The sequence below is a fragment of the Pseudomonas sp. KH_050 genome (genome assembly GCF_057838875.1).
Genome location: NZ_CM174478.1, coordinates 6,254,594 through 6,273,556, shown reverse-complemented (window position 1 = coordinate 6,273,556; position 18,963 = coordinate 6,254,594). Strand labels below are relative to the sequence as shown.

Annotated in this window: 13 protein-coding genes and 1 pseudogene; 8 read left to right on the top strand and 6 right to left on the bottom strand. The window is 57.8% G+C overall.

From position 1 onward, the window contains the following. Positions 1–83: 83 nt before the first annotated feature. The gene (gene putA, locus AC3IUA_RS28845; protein WP_489358166.1) at positions 84–4,037 is read right to left on the bottom strand and encodes a trifunctional transcriptional regulator/proline dehydrogenase/L-glutamate gamma-semialdehyde dehydrogenase; all 3,954 of its coding nucleotides are present in this window, start codon (positions 4,035–4,037) and stop codon (positions 84–86) included. Positions 4,038–4,497: 460 nt separating this feature from the next. Here putA and putP point away from each other — a divergent pair, with 460 nt between their 5' ends. From putP to AC3IUA_RS28815, 6 genes and pseudogenes are all read left to right on the top strand, one after another. Next, the gene (putP, locus tag AC3IUA_RS28840) at positions 4,498–5,982 is read left to right on the top strand and encodes a sodium/proline symporter PutP (RefSeq protein ID WP_489358165.1); all 1,485 of its coding nucleotides are present in this window, start codon (positions 4,498–4,500) and stop codon (positions 5,980–5,982) included. Positions 5,983–6,258: 276 nt separating this feature from the next. Then, positions 6,259–7,683, top strand: coding sequence for a PAAR domain-containing protein (locus AC3IUA_RS28835; protein WP_489358164.1), 1,425 nt, complete (start codon positions 6,259–6,261; stop codon positions 7,681–7,683). After that, a complete protein-coding gene (locus tag AC3IUA_RS28830) occupies positions 7,680–8,066 on the top strand; it encodes a hypothetical protein (protein ID WP_489358163.1) in 387 nt (128 codons plus the stop codon). The genes AC3IUA_RS28835 and AC3IUA_RS28830 overlap by 4 nt, the downstream gene beginning before the upstream one ends. 103 nt (positions 8,067–8,169) lie before the next feature. Next, on the top strand, positions 8,170–8,553 hold the full coding sequence (locus AC3IUA_RS28825) for a hypothetical protein (RefSeq protein ID WP_489358161.1): 384 nt from the start codon (positions 8,170–8,172) through the stop codon (positions 8,551–8,553). After that, the gene (locus AC3IUA_RS28820; protein WP_489358160.1) at positions 8,554–8,877 is read left to right on the top strand and encodes a hypothetical protein; all 324 of its coding nucleotides are present in this window, start codon (positions 8,554–8,556) and stop codon (positions 8,875–8,877) included. It abuts the gene before it with no gap. Continuing rightward, a pseudogene (locus tag AC3IUA_RS28815) lies at positions 8,811–9,110 on the top strand (sodium:solute symporter family transporter); the annotation flags it as partial. The gene AC3IUA_RS28820 and the pseudogene AC3IUA_RS28815, both read left to right, overlap by 67 nt. A 91-nt stretch (positions 9,111–9,201) precedes the next feature. Here the strand turns inward: AC3IUA_RS28815 and AC3IUA_RS28810 are convergent. After that, the gene (locus AC3IUA_RS28810; RefSeq protein ID WP_489358159.1) at positions 9,202–9,696 is read right to left on the bottom strand and encodes a DUF2165 family protein; all 495 of its coding nucleotides are present in this window, start codon (positions 9,694–9,696) and stop codon (positions 9,202–9,204) included. Between the two features lie 601 nt (positions 9,697–10,297). Here AC3IUA_RS28810 and AC3IUA_RS28805 point away from each other — a divergent pair. Then, complete coding sequence (locus AC3IUA_RS28805; protein WP_489358158.1) at positions 10,298–10,612, top strand: hypothetical protein; 315 nt, start codon at positions 10,298–10,300, stop codon at positions 10,610–10,612. Between the two features lie 127 nt (positions 10,613–10,739). Continuing rightward, complete coding sequence (locus AC3IUA_RS28800) at positions 10,740–11,576, top strand: 23S rRNA (adenine(2030)-N(6))-methyltransferase RlmJ (RefSeq protein ID WP_489358157.1); 837 nt, start codon at positions 10,740–10,742, stop codon at positions 11,574–11,576. Positions 11,577–11,675: 99 nt separating this feature from the next. Here the strand turns inward: AC3IUA_RS28800 and msrA are convergent, their stop codons facing one another. The 4 genes from msrA to aceF form a co-directional block, all read right to left on the bottom strand. Then, positions 11,676–12,323 carry a peptide-methionine (S)-S-oxide reductase MsrA gene (gene msrA / locus AC3IUA_RS28795; RefSeq protein ID WP_489358156.1) on the bottom strand — a complete coding sequence of 216 codons (648 nt, stop codon included), beginning with the start codon at positions 12,321–12,323 and terminating at the stop codon, positions 11,676–11,678. Between the two features lie 74 nt (positions 12,324–12,397). Beyond that, entirely contained in the window at positions 12,398–15,028 is a 2,631-nt protein-coding gene (locus AC3IUA_RS28790) for a sensor domain-containing phosphodiesterase (RefSeq protein ID WP_489358155.1), read from the bottom strand. A gap of 226 nt (positions 15,029–15,254) precedes the next feature. Continuing rightward, positions 15,255–16,649 carry an alkaline phosphatase D family protein gene (locus AC3IUA_RS28785; RefSeq protein WP_489358154.1) on the bottom strand — a complete coding sequence of 465 codons (1,395 nt, stop codon included), beginning with the start codon at positions 16,647–16,649 and terminating at the stop codon, positions 15,255–15,257. Positions 16,650–17,003: 354 nt separating this feature from the next. Next, a complete protein-coding gene (aceF, locus tag AC3IUA_RS28780) occupies positions 17,004–18,962 on the bottom strand; it encodes a dihydrolipoyllysine-residue acetyltransferase (RefSeq protein WP_489358153.1) in 1,959 nt (652 codons plus the stop codon). Between the last annotated feature and the right edge of the window lies 1 nt (position 18,963).

The following is an 18,963-nucleotide window of genomic DNA, read 5'->3' as shown; positions in this document are numbered from 1 at the left end:
GGAGCTGCCGCAGGCTGCGATCTTTTGACTTTGCTCTTCAAAACAACCAGGCACCCATTGCGGGTGCCCGGTCTTATTGCGGTTTAACCGATAGTCATCAAGCTGGCATTACCACCCGCCGCAGCAGTGTTAACGCTCAGTGCACGCTCGATCACCAGGCGCTCCAGCGCAATGCCGGTTTCGCCCTGGGACAGGCCGTGAACCCCGACGATAGCGCCGGCACGTTTGGCCACTTGCTGGCAGACCGCCCGCAGCTGGTCGGAATGGCCGTGATGCAGGACTGCATCGAAGACCACTTCGTCCTTGCTCCAGTCGTTGACCAGTTTGATGCGCGCTTGCACTTCTTTCGGCAGGCGAGTGTAAAGCGCCTTGTTCAGTTCGGCATCCGGCCAGATCGCCGAACCACCGACGGCCAGTACCGCAGCCAGTTGGCTCAGCAGATCCGCTTCGACTTCCGCCAGGCACAGCACATGCTCGCGCGGCAGGATGGCGTAGCTGTTGCGTTCGCCGGTCGGGCCGCTCAGCAGGCGAGTGATACCACTTTGCGATTGTGCTGCGAATTGCAGGCAAAGCGCACTCAGGTCGGCCTGTTTATTGCTATCAGCCCAGGTTTTCAGAGCGGTCAGTGGCTTGCTCATGGCATCGCGCAGACGAACATCCGGTGCGTTCAGCGCGTCGCCGCGAACGAAGGATTGCTCGATCGCATCGGTAGGACGAGTCGACAGCAGGCGGTACAGGTACAGCGGACCACCGGCTTTCGGACCGGTACCCGACAAGCCTTCGCCACCGAACGGCTGCACGCCGACCACGGCACCGACGATGTTGCGGTTAACGTAGACGTTACCGGCATTGACGTTGTCGATCACCTTGGCGATGGTTTCGTCGATGCGGGTGTGCACGCCCAGGGTCAGGCCGTAGCCGGAAGCGTTGATCTGGCCGATCAGCTGATCGATCTCTTTACGCTTGTAGCGCACCACGTGCAGCACCGGACCGAAGATCTCCCGTTGCAGCTCGTCGAAGCTTTCCAGTTCAATCAAGGTCGGCATGACGAAGGTGCCGCGTTTGCATTCTTCAATGTCGGCGATTGCCACCTGGTACACGTTGCGACCTTTGTCGCGCATGCCCTGGATGTGCTTCTCGATGCCAGCCTTGGCTTCGGCGTCGATCACCGGGCCGATGTCCACGGACAAGCGTTCCGGGTTGCCAAGACGGCATTCGGCCATGGCACCTTTAAGCATTTCAATGACGCGGTCGGCGGAATCTTCCTGCAGGCACAGTACGCGCAGGGCCGAGCAACGTTGACCAGCGCTGTCGAAGGCCGAGGATACGACGTCGATGACCACTTGTTCGGTCAGCGCCGAGGAGTCGACGATCATCGCGTTCTGGCCGCCGGTTTCAGCGATCAACGGGATCGGACGGCCCTGGGTATCCAGGCGGCCGGCGACACTGCGTTGCAACAAGCGAGCGACTTCAGTCGAGCCGGTGAACATCACCCCTTTGACCCGATCGTCGCCGACCAGGCGGGCGCCAACGGTCTCGCCACGGCCCGGCAGCAGTTGCAGCACGCCTTCAGGGATCCCGGCTTCAAGCATCAGGCGCACGGCTTGAGCCGCCACCAGTGGAGTTTGTTCTGCAGGTTTCGCCAGTACCGGGTTACCGGCAGCCAGCGCTGCGGCGACCTGGCCACTGAAAATTGCCAGTGGGAAGTTCCACGGGCTGATGCACACCACTGGACCCAACGGGCGGTGGGCGTCGTTGGTGAAATCGTTGCGCGCCTGTACCGCGTAGTAACGCAGGAAGTCCACGGCTTCACGCACTTCGGCGATGGCGTTGGTGAAGGTCTTGCCCGCTTCGCGAGCCAGCAGGCCCATCAGCGGCTGGATCTCGCCTTCCATCAAATCGGCGGCGCGTTCCAGAATCGCAGCGCGCTCGGCGGGTGGAGTGGCCTGCCAGATCGGTGCTGCGTTCAGCGCACACTGGATGGCGTTGTCGACGTCTTCGATGTTGGCTTCTTGCACATGACCGACCACGTCACGCAGATCGGACGGGTTCAGTACCGGTGCAGCAACTTCGTTGCTCGATGCGCAACCGAGCATCGGCGCGGCTTTCCAGTGGTTGTGCGCGGAGGCCAGGAGCGAGGAAGACAACGACGCCAGACGATGTTCGTTGGCCAGGTCGATGCCGCTGGAGTTGGCACGTTCAGTACCGTACAGATCACGCGGCAGCGGGATACGTGGGTGTGGCAGGCCGAAGCCGCCTTCCAGCGTCGCCATCTGCTCGATGCTGGCCACTGGATCGGCCACCAGCTCCTGAATCGAGATGGATTGGTCGGCGATGCGGTTGACGAACGAGGTGTTCGCACCGTTTTCCAGCAGGCGACGGACCAGGTAGGCCAGCAGGGTTTCGTGAGTGCCGACCGGCGCGTAGACACGGCATGGACGGTTCAGTTTGCCTTCGGAAACCTTGCCTACAACCTGTTCGTACAACGGCTCACCCATGCCGTGCAGGCATTGGAACTCGTACTGACCCGGGTAGTAGTTCTGACCGGCGATATGGTAAATGGCCGACAGGGTATGGGCGTTGTGGGTGGCGAACTGCGGGTAGATGACTTCCGGCACCGACAGCAGTTTGCGTGCGCAGGCAATGTAGGAAACGTCGGTGTACACCTTGCGGGTATAGACCGGATAGCCTTCCAGGCCTTCGACCTGGGCGCGCTTGATTTCGCTGTCCCAGTACGCGCCTTTTACCAAACGAATCATCAGGCGATGACGGCTGCGACGAGCCAGGTCGATCACGTAGTCGATCACGTACGGGCAACGTTTCTGATAGGCCTGGATGACGAAGCCGATGCCGTTCCAGCCAGTCAGTTGCGGCTCGAAGCACAGTCGCTCCAGCAGATCCAGCGACAGCTCGAGGCGGTCGGCTTCTTCGGCGTCGATGTTCAGGCCGATGTCGTAGTGCTTGGCCAGCAGGGTCAGCGACAGCAGGCGCGGGTACAGCTCGTCCATCACCCGCTCGTACTGGGCGCGGCTATAGCGAGGGTGCAGGGCCGAAAGCTTGATCGAGATGCCCGGGCCTTCATAAATGCCGCGACCGTGGGAAGCCTTGCCGATCGAATGAATGGCCTGCTCGTAGGAAGCCAGATATTTCTGTGCGTCATGTTCGGTCAGTGCGGCTTCACCGAGCATGTCGTAGGAATAGCGGAAGCCCTTGGCTTCGAACTTGCTGGCATTGGCCAGGGCTTCGGCGATGGTTTCGCCGGTGACGAACTGCTCGCCCATCAGGCGCATGGCCATGTCGACGCCCTTGCGGATCATCGGTTCGCCGCTCTTGCCGATGATGCGGCTCAGGGACGAAGTCAGGCCGGCTTCGTTATGGGTAGCGACCAGTTTGCCGGTTAGCAGCAGGCCCCAGGTAGCGGCGTTGACGAACAGCGATGGGCTGTTGCCCAGGTGCGGATGCCAGTTACCGGTGCTGATCTTGTCGCGGATCAGTGCGTCGCGGGTGCCTTTGTCCGGGATACGCAGCAGCGCTTCGGCCAGGCACATCAGTGCCACGCCTTCCTGGGACGACAGGGAAAATTCCTGCAGCAGGCCCTGAACGATACCGGCACGGCCGCCGGCGCTCTTCTGATTGCGCAGTTTCTCGGCAATCGAGGCCGCCAATTTGTTGGTGGCTTCGGCCATGGTCGCAGGCAGGCGCGCCTGCTCGATCAGCATCGGCACCACTTCCGGCTCCGGGCGACGGTAGGCGGCAGTGATTGCAGCGCGCAGGACCGATTGCGGCAGGATGCTCTCGGCGAACTCGAGGAAGCACTGGTGTGCGTGGTCAGCTTGCACGTCACCGGCGTCATCAGCGTCTTTACCGGTCAAACCGTTCAGCTCGGTCAGGGTTGCACCACCCTCGAGTTTTTCCAGGTAATTGAAAATTGCCTGCTTGATCAACCAGTGCGGCGTGCGATCAATCGAGGTCGCGGCGGCTTTGAGGCGCTCGCGGGTAGGGTCATCGAGTTTGACCCCAAGGGTGGTGGTAGCCATATTTTTATCCTCATGTTTGCCACGACTGCGTGGCATCAGCTGGCGGCAAGGTTAGCCGTGAGCAGACCGAGGTGCAACCGGGTGCAACCTTTTTTTGTCGGAAAAATAGACGGCTCGTCAGGAAATAATTTCCAGTAGGTAAAAGTCGCGCCTGCTTGGTGCTGTTTGCTTCTGGGTATCAGGTTTTTTGCTCCGAAAAGGAGCAAAAACGGCGAATTCAATAAAAAATCCGACTAGGTGCAACTTATTCGGCCGAAACAGGTTGCACCTTATTTGCTTTGTTGAATAGCATTCGCGCCCAAGGTGCAACCAGTCCAAAAGAACGGTTCATCGGCTGATGGCTTTCCTGGGGAAACGTCAGTCATAAATGCGCGGCAAACAGAATCGTCTATCCACTCAGGTGCAGAGAGACGGTCCGACAGACCGCCGCTACATAAAAACAATGCCAGGGCGCAACTCAATGAGCGTAAGTAATCCAACCCTGATCACGTTCGTGATCTACATCGCGGCAATGGTATTGATCGGCTTCATGGCCTATCGCTCCACCAACAACCTCTCTGACTATATTCTGGGCGGCCGTAGCCTGGGCAGCGTGGTGACCGCGCTTTCCGCCGGTGCCTCCGACATGAGCGGCTGGTTGCTGATGGGCCTTCCGGGCGCTATCTATATGTCCGGCCTGTCGGAAAGCTGGATCGCCATCGGCCTGATCGTCGGTGCCTACCTGAACTGGCTGTTCGTGGCCGGTCGTCTGCGGGTGCAGACCGAGCACAACGGCGATGCACTGACTCTGCCGGATTACTTCTCCAGCCGTTTTGAAGACACTAGCGGTCTGCTGCGAATCATTTCGGCTATCGTGATTCTGGTGTTCTTCACCATCTATTGCGCTTCCGGCATTGTTGCGGGTGCCCGTCTGTTCGAAAGCACCTTCGGCATGTCCTACGAGACTGCCCTGTGGGCCGGTGCTGCGGCGACTATTGCCTACACCTTCGTTGGTGGCTTCCTGGCAGTGAGCTGGACTGACACCGTACAAGCCACGCTGATGATCTTTGCCCTGCTGCTGACGCCGATCATCGTGCTGCTGGCCACCGGTGGCGTCGATACCACTTTCCTGGCTATCGAAGCGCAAGATCCAAGCAATTTCGACATGCTGAAAAACACCACTTTCATTGGCGTGATCTCGCTGATGGGTTGGGGCCTGGGCTACTTCGGCCAGCCGCACATCCTCGCGCGTTTCATGGCGGCGGATTCGGTCAAGTCGATTGCCAACGCACGTCGCATCTCCATGACCTGGATGATCCTGTGCCTGGGCGGCACCGTTGCTGTTGGTTTCTTCGGTATTGCCTACTTCGCGGCGAACCCTGCAGTGGCGATGCCAGTGAGTGATAACCACGAGCGGGTGTTCATTGAGCTGGCTAAAATCCTCTTCAACCCATGGATTGCCGGTGTCTTGTTGTCGGCCATTCTGGCTGCCGTAATGAGCACCTTGAGCTGCCAGTTGCTGGTGTGCTCGAGTGCCCTGACCGAAGACTTCTACAAGACCTTCCTGCGTAAAAATGCTTCCCAGCTCGAACTGGTATGGGTCGGCCGCGCCATGGTGCTGTTGGTTGCCCTGATCGCCATCGCCATGGCTGCCAACCCGGAAAACCGCGTACTGGGTCTGGTCAGCTACGCCTGGGCCGGTTTCGGTGCCGCCTTCGGTCCAGTTGTACTGATTTCGGTCATCTGGAAAGACATGACCCGTAACGGCGCACTGGCCGGTATCCTGGTCGGCGCAATCACCGTGATCGTCTGGAAGCATTTCGAACTGCTGGGTCTGTACGAAATCATCCCGGGCTTCATCTTCGCCAGCCTTGCGATTTACTTCGTTAGCAAGATGGGCGCACCAACCAGCGGTATGCTGCAACGCTTCGCTGCGGCTGAGAGTGATTTCCGCCTGAACAAGTGATGGGGATGAGCTGAGGCTCTGAGCTTTCACAAAAACGGCCCGTCTCCTACAGGAGGCGGGCCGTTTTTTTTCTTCGGGCATTGGCCCTTATCTCCAACTCCGCCGCCTTATTCTGTACTGCTCGTGGGACATTTCCTATTGTGCTCGGGCGCCTTGAATTCTCTCTGTATGCACGTACTTTGCGTTAGCCCGGCTCATTTCCGAGTTGGGGTAACTCATCGTTAATGACGGCGCGCCTCCCATGGTCGGGATGCCAGCAGAGAGGGAGATCAAGACATGGCGACTGGGTATTACATTGGACCGGGTGATAAAACCACCTGTGGTGGCACGGTTCTGGAAGGAGATGTCACCTTCAGTTTGTTCGGCCTCGTTCATGCCTGCGAAGGAGACTTGGTCACCTGCGGGGAAGACGATGAGCGTTATCAGATCCACGGAGGGGTTTCTCACGTCATCAGCAATGGCAAGCGAGTTGCGGGCACGCTTGATAGCTTTAGCGGCTGCCCCTGTAAAGCCCAACTGATTCCCTCGAACTTCGAGGGCAGTTATGAGAATGAACCACCTGTCGTGAAAACTGCCAAGACATTCACTCAGCTGGCCACGGCCGCACCATCGCCGACATCTACTGGGCATCCGACTACGCCGCGGTCATCTGGCTTTGCATCAGCGACAAATGCTTCTTTTGCGCCACGGTTCACCAGTCTCGACGTCCAGGAACCAGGCTTCTACATCGTGCCCAAGAGCACCACCCGTGAACAACTCGAGGCCTCGTTGTTCACCCTGCGCGACCCGGCGGTGATGGGCAAATTCAAGCTGCTCAATCCCAATCTGCGCGACGTCAAAGCCGGCTCGATGATTGTGCTGAGCGATCCCAACAACTTCCAGTGCACCCGTGAAGAAGCCCTGCTCATGGACGTGGCGGCCAAGACCAATCAGGTGCTTGAAACCCTTAGCCCGGAAGAAGCGGACTTCATGATGCAACACCGTGATGCCATTCAGACCTTCCTGGCCTATGGCTCGAAGGCAACCGGCATTGGCCAGAGCATTTTCAGTAACAACCTGGAAAACGTCAGCGGAACCTTGCGTGAAATCGAAGCGCTGCATCAGCGTTCATTCCTGCAGGACGGGCACCTGAACTCACCGACGTTTCTGGCAGAGCGCCAGCGCCTGCTCGCTAAACTCGATACTCACCTGACAAGCCTGACGCGCAAAGGTATAGGTTTCCCGGACCACCCCAACTTGAAACGTGCGATGTTCATCGCTCCTCCCAGCCTGGTTCACCGCTGGACCGAAGCTGGTGCCGTAGGGCAAATACCGAGGTATGCCAATCATTTTGAAGGCGTAGCCAAAGCGTCAAAGTACCTCAAGTACGGTGGCTGGGTCGGCACAGCTGTTGGCGGAGGGGCATCTGCCTTGAAGGTTCAGAATGTATGTACGGCGGGAAATACCGAAGCTTGCGAGCGAGTCAAGTTTACTGAGACGGGAAGCTTTGCTGGAGGTTTGGTTGGCGGCTGGGCAGCCGGTATTGCGTTAAGTGCCCCGGTAGTTGGAGGACTCTGTGTGGGGCTCGGTGTTCCTACCGGAGGTGTATCTATATTGGTTTGCGGAGTTTTAGTGGTCGGAACGACGTCCTTTTCAGTAGGTCAACTCGGTGAGAAAGTTGGTGAGAATATAGCTGAAAAAATTTATGAGTCAGTGAAGTGACCCTGAGCACGGGTGATAAATTATTTCTTGTAGTCGGATTAATTGATTTTGGAGGGCTCATAGCGTGCATCGGGTTTACTCTGTACCTAGCCTATACAAAAATGGAGGTCTTGCTGAGTTATTTCCAAAATAGCCCTGCCGTTGTAAGCCTTGTGCCTCTCAGCTACGGTGGGCCCTGGGAAAAATTAATGGTGGTTGGTGGGATCTCCGGATTTGTAACGTTTCCCGGTTTTTACATTAAACGCGGTCGTGTCAGTGCTGACGATATTGAACGATTGCCCTCATCACTTCGGTATAGGCTGATTGTTTTGCAGTGGTCTGTGATCGTTCTGCTGCTGATCATGTTCTGCCTCGCAGCGATGATTGAAATGGAGGTTTTCTAAGCTGTCTATGTGCTCTTAAAGATTGCAGTTGGTGCTGGCACTCATGCGGGTGGTAAGTTGGGTGGGAAGGGGGTATTGGCGAAATTGTGTACGAGAGTTTGAAATGACTACTGCGGAACTGGTTGTTGGTAGTTTATGTGGAGTAGTGCTCATCAGCATGTTTGTCTGGCTCGCGGTTGCGCTATATCTTGGCTACACAAAAACTGATGCGTTGCTGGATTCTTTCAAGAACAGTTCTTCAGCCATAACCATTTCTACGCGCATACACACTGGTCCTTGGGGAAAGCTGCAGCTGGTGGGTTCAGCATGCAGCGTCGTTACATTTTTCCGCTTTTTTGTGAAACACGGTATCGCCGGTGCTGAGGATATAGAGAGCTTTCCCCTTTCACTCAGGCGCAAGCTCATAGTGCTCATGTGGAGTGCTATAGGACTATTCGCCGCTTTAGCGCTACTCGTCGCGTTGTGGGAATCAGGAGCGCTCAAATAATTGATCCCCAAAATGGGCATCAACTCACCGACGTTCCTGGCAGAGCGCCAACGCCTGCTCGCAAAACTCGATGCCCACATGACAAGCCTGACGCGCAAAGGTATCGGTTTCTCGGACCATCCCAATTTGAATCGTGCGCTGGGTAGTTCAAGTCGCAGTTTGGTTCACCGCTGGACCGAGGTTGGTGGCGTGGGGCATATACCGGTGTATGCCAGCCATCTTGAGGGGGTAGCCAAGGCTTCCAAGTACCTTAATTACGGTGGTTGGGTCTGGTCAGCTACGCTTGGGCCGGTTTCGGTGCCGCCTTCGGTCCAGTTGTACTGATTTCGGTCATCTGGAAAGACATGACCCGTAACGGCGCACTGGCCGGTATCCTGGTCGGCGCAATCACCGTGATCGTCTGGAAGCATTTCGAACTGCTGGGTCTGTACGAAATCATCCCGGGCTTCATCTTCGCCAGCCTTGCGATTTACTTCGTCAGCAAAATGGGCGCTCCGACTGCCGGCATGCTCAAGCGTTTCGCCGCTGCCGAGAAAGACTTCCAGCTGAACAGCTGAGTGAGATGAGCTGATGCTCTAGGCATCAGGCGACATAAAAACGGCCCGCGTCCTTCTGGAGGCGGGCCGTTTTTTTGTGCCGTCGTTTTGCTCAGGTCCGATCGGGGTCAGCCTGGTTCAAGAAAATCAGCACACCCAAGATCGCCATATAGAACTTGAAGGCCGCTTCTTGGCCGTTCCATATCTGTGATTGCCACATCATGAACCATTCGCCACCCACCACCATGAAGCCGAAGAACCACAGCAGAAAACCCGCTGTAACGCCAACGATTGCCCACTTTTTTGCGCGGTCGAATGCCAGGCCGGTGCCATGCCGTGAGCGCCACAACACCAACGCACCGTAGGTCAGCAGCACTGCAGTAAGGGTCTCGCCGGCAATGATCAGCCAATAAGCTGCATGCCAGATCCATGGAGTGGTGATGGCGCGATACATGGCATTGTTGTGCGGGAACAGGGTATCCATGCTCAGTACGTGCCGGACAAAGGCAAAGTTGGAGCCATAGTCCGTGATGTTGTTGAGCGCTGCCATGAAGGCGAAAGCAGCGAGTACCAAGGTGATAGTGATCTTTGCGTAACGTGTGGTCATTCCATTTTCAGCCGTTGTGTTGAGGTATTGACGCGACCCACGTTGAGAAACCGCCGTCAGTACCGTTTAGCCGAGCAGGTTGTTGAGCCCCGCGTTGGCTTCTGATCGGCAGGGTGGTCCATCCGCAAGTCCTTTGTACGTTTTGAAGACATGGGACTCTGGAGGAGCGATTAGAATATTTAAATCGGATCAGCCTTTTTTCGATGTAAGAGGTTTCGCTTTGTCAGGGGACCTCGGTGTCAGGGAATGCTCAGGGCGTGAGGGCGTACTCAAGGCGAGCAAATTTCTGGGCGAAGCCATCGGACATTTCCCGCAGGTTGTGGCGGTTTATGTGAACTGGCGGGGGATTGGCTGCATCGATAATCTTTATGAGTCGCTGCAAAATCAGTGACAGGGTGTGGAAGCCCTTATATCGTTAGGCGCACAAAGCGCCACCTGCATGGCGTTTTTTATCGTCTGTGTTTTTATGGTGGCTGTGCGCGGGGCACTCTTGAGTGCGCCGGGTGCCTAACGGCCCGGTCTTCCACACCTGCGTACAGCCGCCACCTATTATGTGGAAGTAATTTCTGGCGGCTCCAACCATACGTTAGGAGTCAGACTCGTGAGAACCATCACCCCCGGTCCACCCTTTTCCACTGATACCGCTCACCGCTACATGCCCCTCACCAGCAACGATTGCGATATCCCGACCTTGTTCGTCGACACCCAGGCGCCGCTCGATGTGCTGCAAGACGCTGCCGATTACCGCATCCGCGCCGTCACTCAGCTGGTGGAAAACCTGGCCATGCGCGAGGAGATTCATACCGATGCGGTGATCCTTCACGACTTTGCGCGGCTGTGCGCCATTGCGTTGCGCGATGGGTGTGATTTGCTGGATGTGATTGGGCGGCGGTTGCAGACGCAGATCTCGAAGTAGGAACAATCCTTGTGGCGAGGGAGCAAGCTCCCTCGCCACAAGGGAAGCGGTGTTTGTCCGCTTGGCTGTGAAGCCCTGACGTTCTGCGTCGTACAAGGTAAACTTCGCCTCCTGCGCAGGAGCAACCATGAACTATCGCCACGCCTTCCACGCCGGCAACCACGCCGACGTTTTCAAACACCTGACCTTGACCCGCCTCATCGCCTTGATGTCGCGCAAGGAGCAGCCGTTTGCCTATCTCGATACCCACGCCGGCATTGGTCTGTATGACCTGCAGGGTGATCAGGCCAGCCGTACCGGTGAGTACCTGGAAGGCATTGCGCGTCTGTGGGATCAGCCGGACCTGCCGGCGTTGACCGCCGATTACATGAAGGTGTTGCACGAGATGAACCCCGATGGCCAGTTGCGCTATTACCCGGGGTCGCCGGAGTTGGCGCGGCGTCTGACCCGTGCGCAGGACCGGGTGTTGCTCAACGAGAAGCACCCGCAAGATGGTGTGTTGCTCAAGGACAACATGAAGGGTGATCGTCGGGTGAAGGTGCATCTGGGCGAAGGCTGGCATGTGCCGCGGGCGATGTTGCCAGTGCCGGAGAAGCGCGCAGTGATGTTGATCGATCCGCCATTCGAGCAGCTCGATGAGATGCAGCGCTGTGCGGCGTCGTTGAAAGAGGCGATTGGCCGGATGCGTCAGACGGTAGCCGCGATCTGGTACCCGGTGAAGGATCAACGGATGTTGCGCCGGTTCTACCAGGATCTGGCCGGCACCGGTGCGCCGAAGCTGCTGCGGGTGGAGTTGCTGGTGCATCCGCTGGATACGCCCAATAGCTTGAACGGTTCAGGGCTGGCGATCGCCAATCCACCGTGGGGGCTGGAGGAGGAGTTGCGCGAGTTGTTGCCGTGGTTGTCGAAGAAGCTGGGGCAGACCCAGGGTGGGTGGCAGATGGATTGGTTGATCGCCGAATAAAAAGCAAGATCAAAAGATCGCAGCCTGCGGCAGCTCCTACAGGGATTTCGATACACCCGTAAGAGCTGCTGAAGGCTGCGATCTTTTTGCTTTATGCCATCAAATCGGGCAGGTCACGCCTGTACCGCCAATCCCGCAATATCCCTCGGGGTTCTTCGCCAGGTACTGCTGGTGATACGCCTCGGCGTAGTAAAAAGTCGGGGCTTCTTCGATTTCAGTCGTGATGGTGCCCAGCCCGGCTTTGGTCAGTTCAGCCTGGAACACTTTCTCGCTGGCCTTCGCCGCTTCCAGTTGGCTGGGGTTGGTGGCGTAGATCACCGAGCGATACTGAGTGCCGATGTCGTTGCCCTGGCGCATGCCTTGGGTCGGGTTGTGCAGTTCCCAGAACATCGCCAGCAGTTCCTGGTAGCTGACTTTTTCCGGCTCATAGACCACGAGCACGACTTCGCTGTGACCGGTCAGGCCCGAGCAGACTTCTTCATAGGTCGGGTTCGGCGTGAAACCGCCGGCGTAGCCCACCGACGTGCTGAACACGCCTTCGCGTTGCCAGAAGCGACGTTCCGCGCCCCAGAAGCAACCCAGGCCGAAGATCGCGAAGTCCACACTGCCCGGGAATGGGCCGAGCAAGGGGTTGCCGTTGACGAAATGTTCGGCCGGCACGGTCATTGGGGTTTCGCGGCCAGGCAGGGCTTGTTCTTTGGTTGGGAGCACGTTTTTGTTCACCAGAATTTCCGAGCGCAAGACCATGATCAGTCCTCTCAGTCAGATTGAGTTAACAGTAAAGAGTCAGACGACCAGTGTGCCCGAGTGTTACAGCGCTGTCAGGCGTTTGGGCCACGCGGGTAGCGTTTGAGCCTTTCGATCAGCTCCGACCCCGGGATTGGCCGGTCGAACAGGTAGCCCTGGCCGACGTCGCAACGGTGGCGGCGCAGGAATGCCAGCTGTTCGGCGGTCTCGATGCCTTCGGCGACCACTTTGATTTTGAGGTTGTGGGCCATGGCAATCACCGCGGAGGTGATCTCCATGTCGTCCTGGTTGTCCGGGATTTCGTGGATGAAGCTACGATCAATCTTGATGATGTCGATCGGGAATTTTTTCAAGTAGCTAAGCGACGAGTAACCGGTGCCGAAGTCGTCCATGGCCAGGGTCAGGCCCAGGCGTTTCAACTGGTCGAGCTGCAAGTGGGTGTCTTCGGTGGCTTCCAGCAGCAGGCCTTCGGTCAGCTCCAGCTCCAGCAAGGAGGAGGGCAGCTGTTCTTCCTTGAGAATGCCGGCGATGGAGGCCACCAGGTCCGGGTCGGAAAACTGCTTGGGCGACAGGTTGATCGCCACTTGCAGATTGCCCAGACCCGCAGCGGTCAGCTGCTTGCTCATGCGACAGGCCTGGCGGGCGACCCATTTGCCGATGGGAATGATCAGCCCGGTCTCTTCGGCGACGCTGATGAACTGGTCCGGGCGGATCATGCCTTTTTCCGGATGGTTCCAGCGCAACAAGGCTTCCATCCCCAGCAGGCGACCACTGCGCAGGCAGAGCTTGGGCTGGTAGAACACGTCCAGCTCGTTCTGGGTCAGGGCGCGCCGCAGGTTGTTCTCGACGAACAGCTTATAACTGGCCTCGGCGTTCAGCGCTTCGGTGAACACCTGAACCTGGTGCTTGCCGTTGGCTTTGGCCTTGTGCAAGGCCAGCCCGGCGTTGCGCATCAGGGTTTGCGGTTCGCGGCCATGCAGCGGCGCGCAGGCCAGGCCCACGGAGCCGGTGACACTGATCAACTGGTTGTCGACGAACATCGGCTTGTCGAGGGTCATCAGCAATTGGTGGGCGACATGCTGGCCGGCCTCAAGATCGGTGTTGTCGAGCAGCACGGCGAATTCGTTACTGGCGAAGCGCGCCAGGCTGCCACTCGGGCTGAGGCTGTTGCGCAAACGCCGGGCCAGGCTGATCAGCAGTTTGTCGCCGGTCTGGTGACCGAGGCTGTCGTTGATCCGCTTGAAGTTGTCGATGTCCACCAGCAACAGGCTGATGGGGGTGTCGCTGTCACGGGCGAAGCGTTCGTCGAGGTTGCGGATGAACGCCGGACGGTTGCCCAGATTGGTCAGGTTGTCGGTGTAGGCCAGACGTTCGATGCGCTGCTGGGCAAGCTTGGTCTGGGTGATGTCTTCGTAGATGCCGATGTAGTGGGTCAGCTCGCGGTTGTCACCGTAGACCTTGGAAATCGACAGCTGACCCCAGTAAGGTTCGAGATTTTTACGCCGACTCTTGAATTCGCCCTGCCAACTATTGCTCTTGGCCAGGCTCGATGGTGCGTCGAACAGCAATTCACTGAGGTTTTCCAGCGCCGGCAGTTCCGACAGCTTTTGACCGTGGACTTCTTCGGTGGTGTATTGGGTGATCGCGGTAAAGCTCGGGTTGACGTATTCCACCACACCGTCGCAATTGACCAGCAGAAAGGCGTTGGCACTCTGCTCGACAGCGCGCTGGAACAGGTGCAAGGCGCTGGTGGCGGTGCGCCGGTTGTGGTTGTTGATGACCTGGGCGAATTGATCGGCCAGTTCCCCGGCGAAAGCGATCTCATCCGACTGCCAGGCGCGGGTGATACCAATCTGCTCCAGGCACAACACACCGACCACCTGGCCATCGACGCGGATGCTGGCGTCAAGCATGGCGTTGACGTCGCGCGATCTCAGGCTTTCGGCCATTTCCCGGGTGCGGGGGTCGCGCATCGCATTGTGGGCATCGATTGCGCGGCTGGTGTGCAGGGCTTCCAGATAGCAGGGGAAGCCGCTCGCATCGATGACGTCCGGCATCCAGTATTCCCGGGAGGCACGGTGGTACGCGGAAATCGGCGTCAGTTGCTGGCCTTCGAGGTTCCAGATGCTGGCGCAATCGATCTCATAGATGTCGCAGGCGCTGCGAGTAATCAGTTTGGCGGCTTCTTGCAGGGAATTATTGGTGCTGTAGCGCTGGCGAGCCAGGAGCAGGATCAGGTCTTGCTGGGCACGCACCCGTTCAAGGTGCTGGAACTGATCCAGCATCGGCAGTTGCGGGGTGTCGCTGAACAGGTCGTCGACCACGAGCAGGTAACCGCGCAGCAGATGCCGATTATGTTGTTTGTAGGCTTCGCCCAGTTCGAGCAGGTTCAATGGCCCTTGGGCGGTATGCAGTGTATAGCGGATCAGATAATGCGGGCTTGCGCTCAACTGCTGCTGGATCGCGTCATGCAGTTGATAGCGCGCTTCAGGTTCCATCAGGCTGGCATAGGGTGAACCTACCAGTGCACAGAGTTCGACGGCGGCTATGCCGAACTGGCGCTCGCAGTTGGGATCAAGAAACAACAGCGCCCAGCTAACCTCATTCAACCGTTCGAAACGCAGCATGCCGAGCCGCGAGGGCACAGGCAACTGCGTCACTACCTCGGCCGCCATACGGCTGACGGCATCGGGTTGGCTTTTCATGGAGGAAACTCGCTTCGAAGATGCTGATCGCGCCGGGCTCGCGCCCTCTGTACTGTTGCCTGCGGGCAAGGTTGCATCATGCGACACAGACTGACAAGAGAGGATGAAGGCTAAGTGCTATAAACGTTTGTCGGCAGGGTAGAGGATTTCTACAGAGGGGGCAGAAATTGATGTCCATGCTGGCGCGGAAGGCGAACCGGCCAGCATGAACGACACGTCTTCGGTATCAGCGAAGCGCAATGGTCACTGATTGGAGGCGCTCTCCCTCGTGGTCGTGGAAGTCGACGTTGATCTGCTGTTGATCGAGGGTGATACGTGCAAAGTTGTCCTGGCTGACCACTTCACTGGTCAGTGCATGGTTATAGCTGCCTCTGCCCTGCGTGGTGAGGGGGTGGTCGAGAATGAAATCGGCGGCCTTGGCATAAGGCAAAAGCCTGGTGTTGCGCAAGGGCGACGAAACGATGGTGTGGACCACGAAGTCCTTGTCCTCTGAGTGAGTCAGTTGGCTGGTCATCGAACCGTGCACATCACCCGAAATGAAGACAACATTCTTGACCTTGTTCGAACGTATGGTTTCGAGGATCCGCTCGCGCTGAGCAGGGAAAGATTTCCAGGTGTCACCGCCGTCGTTCTTGAGGTCGGGATAGAACATGACACTGGTGACGATTAACTTGACGCTTGCCCGGCTATTGATAAGCCATTTGTATAGGGCCTGCTCCTGCTCTATATCAAGTATTCGTCTGTCTTGAATCGAGAGATTCCTGCCCGTACGAGTGTCAAGAACAAACCACTCGGTATCGCCGTCGGCAAATTGATACCAATAGTGTGTTATCTCGCGATCGATCTGCCCGGAAGTTAATAGGGTGTGGGCGGGGCTGTGGCTGCATTGATATATTTGATAGGCGCTAATGGCATTGTTGAACAACGACCGATCCTCTCTGCTTGCTTTAGCGGGCCAGTTGTCTTCAATTTCATGGTCGTCGAGAATCATGTAAGTAGGAACGTGCGACATGAGATTTCGAATATTGGGTTGAGAAAAAGCCGCCTGGTATTTGCTCAAAATGGATTTGTAGTCGCGATCAGGTGCAAAAAAATTCAGGTCGTCGACGTAGACCTGATCTCCGGTCATTACCATGCCATGGACCGGCGTGGAGGGGTTCAGCGCCAGCGTGTCGATAGCGGCAAAGATGCGGTCGCCGAGCTCCGGATCGCAAGGTCGCCCAAGCGTCATGCGTAAATAACGGCATGAACCAATGACGTAGGAGCGAGGAGTGGTTTTTTTGCTGGAGGCTGTCTTGAATGAGAAAGTCTCATGGGGCCACTGCAGGTCCAGCTCTTGTACCGTATCTGGCGTGTGCAGCGGGCTGGAGGAGGTGAACCAGCCTGCTTGATATTCATGTTCCGTGTCTTCGCTCAGGTTATTTAGCGTAATGACTTCGGACATGTCGTTCGATGGTATCAGTAACGCAAACTTACCTTGCGTCCATTGTCCCTGGCCTTTTACCCGATAACGAATTGCGCCGAATACCAAAGGATTATTATCATGGTTGCCGCGTAGAAAAATGCGAACGTGATGGGTGGTGGTAAAGCCAATAATAGGGCCGACCGTGGGTTTGAGCATTTTCGAATCCTTTCGAAGTATCGATGTGCTTAATAGTTACCGCCCTGAAGTGGTTGATGGGGGTGGCTTGACTAACGTTAGTTGTCAATGCATAAAACTTGCTTTCAATAAGGCGTTAGGGTGCGTGGCTTGTTTAAGTTTATTAAGTAGTAACCAGGATGTAGGTCGGTAGGCGTTGGTATTAAACGTTGTACGAATTTTTATTTGATGTGCTGGCTCGCAGAATTGAGCCAATAGGGGGGGTTAATTTCAGACAAAAAAAGCCCCGCCAAACTGGCGGGGTTGAGGTACGAGCGTGGCGCTCGGAAAACGTGGAGCGCGGCAGGCCCTCTGTTGAAGGAGGGCCGGTCGGTCTTACAGCAGGATGGTACGGATGTCCGCCAGCAGATCGCTCAGACGCTTGGTGAAGCGTGCAGCAGCGGCGCCGTTGATCACTCGGTGATCGTAGGACAACGACAGTGGCAGCATCAGTTTCGGCTGGAAGGCTTTGCCGTCCCAGACTGGCTGGATGGTGGCCTTGGAAACACCGAGGATCGCCACTTCCGGAGCGTTGACGATCGGCGTGAAGCCGGTGCCGCCAATGTGCCCGAGGCTGGAAATGGTGAAGCAGGCGCCTTGCATGTCGTCAGCGGTGAGCTTCTTGGTCCGGCCCTTTTCCGCCAGAACGGCGGCTTCGGCGGCCAATTGCAGCAAGCTCTTCTTGTCGACGTCCTTGATGACCGGTACCAGCAGGCCATCTGGAGTATCGACGGCGAAGCCGATGTTCACGTACTTCTTGCGGATGATCGCTTTACCGCTTGGCGCCAGCGAACTGTTGAAGTCCGGCAGTTCCTTGAGCAGGTGCGCGCAGGATTTGAGCAGCAGCGGCAGGATGGTCAGTTTGACGCCAGCCTTCTCTGCAACTGCTTTCTGAGCGATACGGAAGGCTTCCAGCTCGGTGATATCGGCCGAGTCGAATTGCGTTACGTGCGGAATGTTCAGCCAGCTGCGATGCAGGCTCGATGCGCCGATTTGCATCAGGCGAGTCATCGGCACTTCTTCGATTTCGCCGAAGCGGCTGAAGTCCACGACCGGAATCGGCGGGATTCCCGCGCCGCCGGTTACGCCGGCAGCAGCGGCCGGTGCTTCCTTGGCCTTCTGCATCATGGCTTTGACGTAAGTCTGCACGTCTTCTTTCAGCAGGCGGCCGTGCGGGCCGCTTGGGCTGACCGCGCCCAGCTCGACGCCGAATTCACGGGCCAGTTGGCGCACCGCAGGACCTGCGTGAACCTTGGCGCCCGGCTTGGCCGGTGCAGCAGCAGGTGCGGCCGGTGCCGGAGCAGCGGCTGCGGGAGCCGCTTCAGCCTTGGCAGCAGGTGCAGGAGCGGCGGCAGGAGCCGGGGCAGCCGCCGCAGCGACACCTTTGACTTTCAGCTTCAGGATCAGGTCGCCGGTACCGACTTCGTCATCCAGTTTGATGGAAACGCTTTCCACCACGCCAGCGGCTGGCGATGGGATTTCCATGCTGGCCTTGTCGGATTCCAGGGTGATCAGCGACTGATCGGCTTCAACGGTGTCGCCGGCCTTGACCAGGACTTCGATGATCTTGGCCTTGCCCGACGAGCCGATGTCCGGGACGTGAATGTCCTGAACGCTGTCAGCTACCGGTGCAGCCGGGGCCGCAGCGACTGGCGCTGCAGCTGCGGCGGCCGGAGCTGCGGCCTGGGCTGGCGCGGCAGCAGCCGGTGCAGCAGCACCCGCCACTTTCAGCGCCAGAATCAGGTCGCCAGTGCCGACTTCGTCGTTGAGCTTGACGCTGATGCTTTCGACCACGCCAGCGGCGGGCGAAGGGATTTCCATGCTGGCCTTGTCGGATTCCAGGGTGATCAGCGACTGATCAGCCTCGACGGTGTCGCCGACCTTGACCTGGATCTCGATGATCTGGGCCTTGCCCGACGAACCGATGTCCGGCACGTGCACTTGCTGAGTGGTTGCAGCGGCTGGAGCAGCGGCCGCAGCCGCTGCAGGAGCAGGGGCGGCAGCTGGTTTTTGTTCGGCCTTGGCCGCCGGCGCGGCAGCCGCTGGCGCCGCAGCAGCGGCACCCTCGACTTCCAGTTCCAGCAACTCGTCGCCTTCTTTCAGGCGATCGCCGAGCTTCACTTTCAGGCTTTTGACGATCCCGGCCTTTGGCGCAGGGATCTCCATGCTCGCCTTGTCCGACTCAAGCGTCAGGATGCTCTGGTCGGCTTCGATGCGATCGCCGACCTTGACCATCAGTTCAATTACTTCACCTTCACCGCTGCCGATGTCAGGTACGCGAATGAGTTCGCTCACA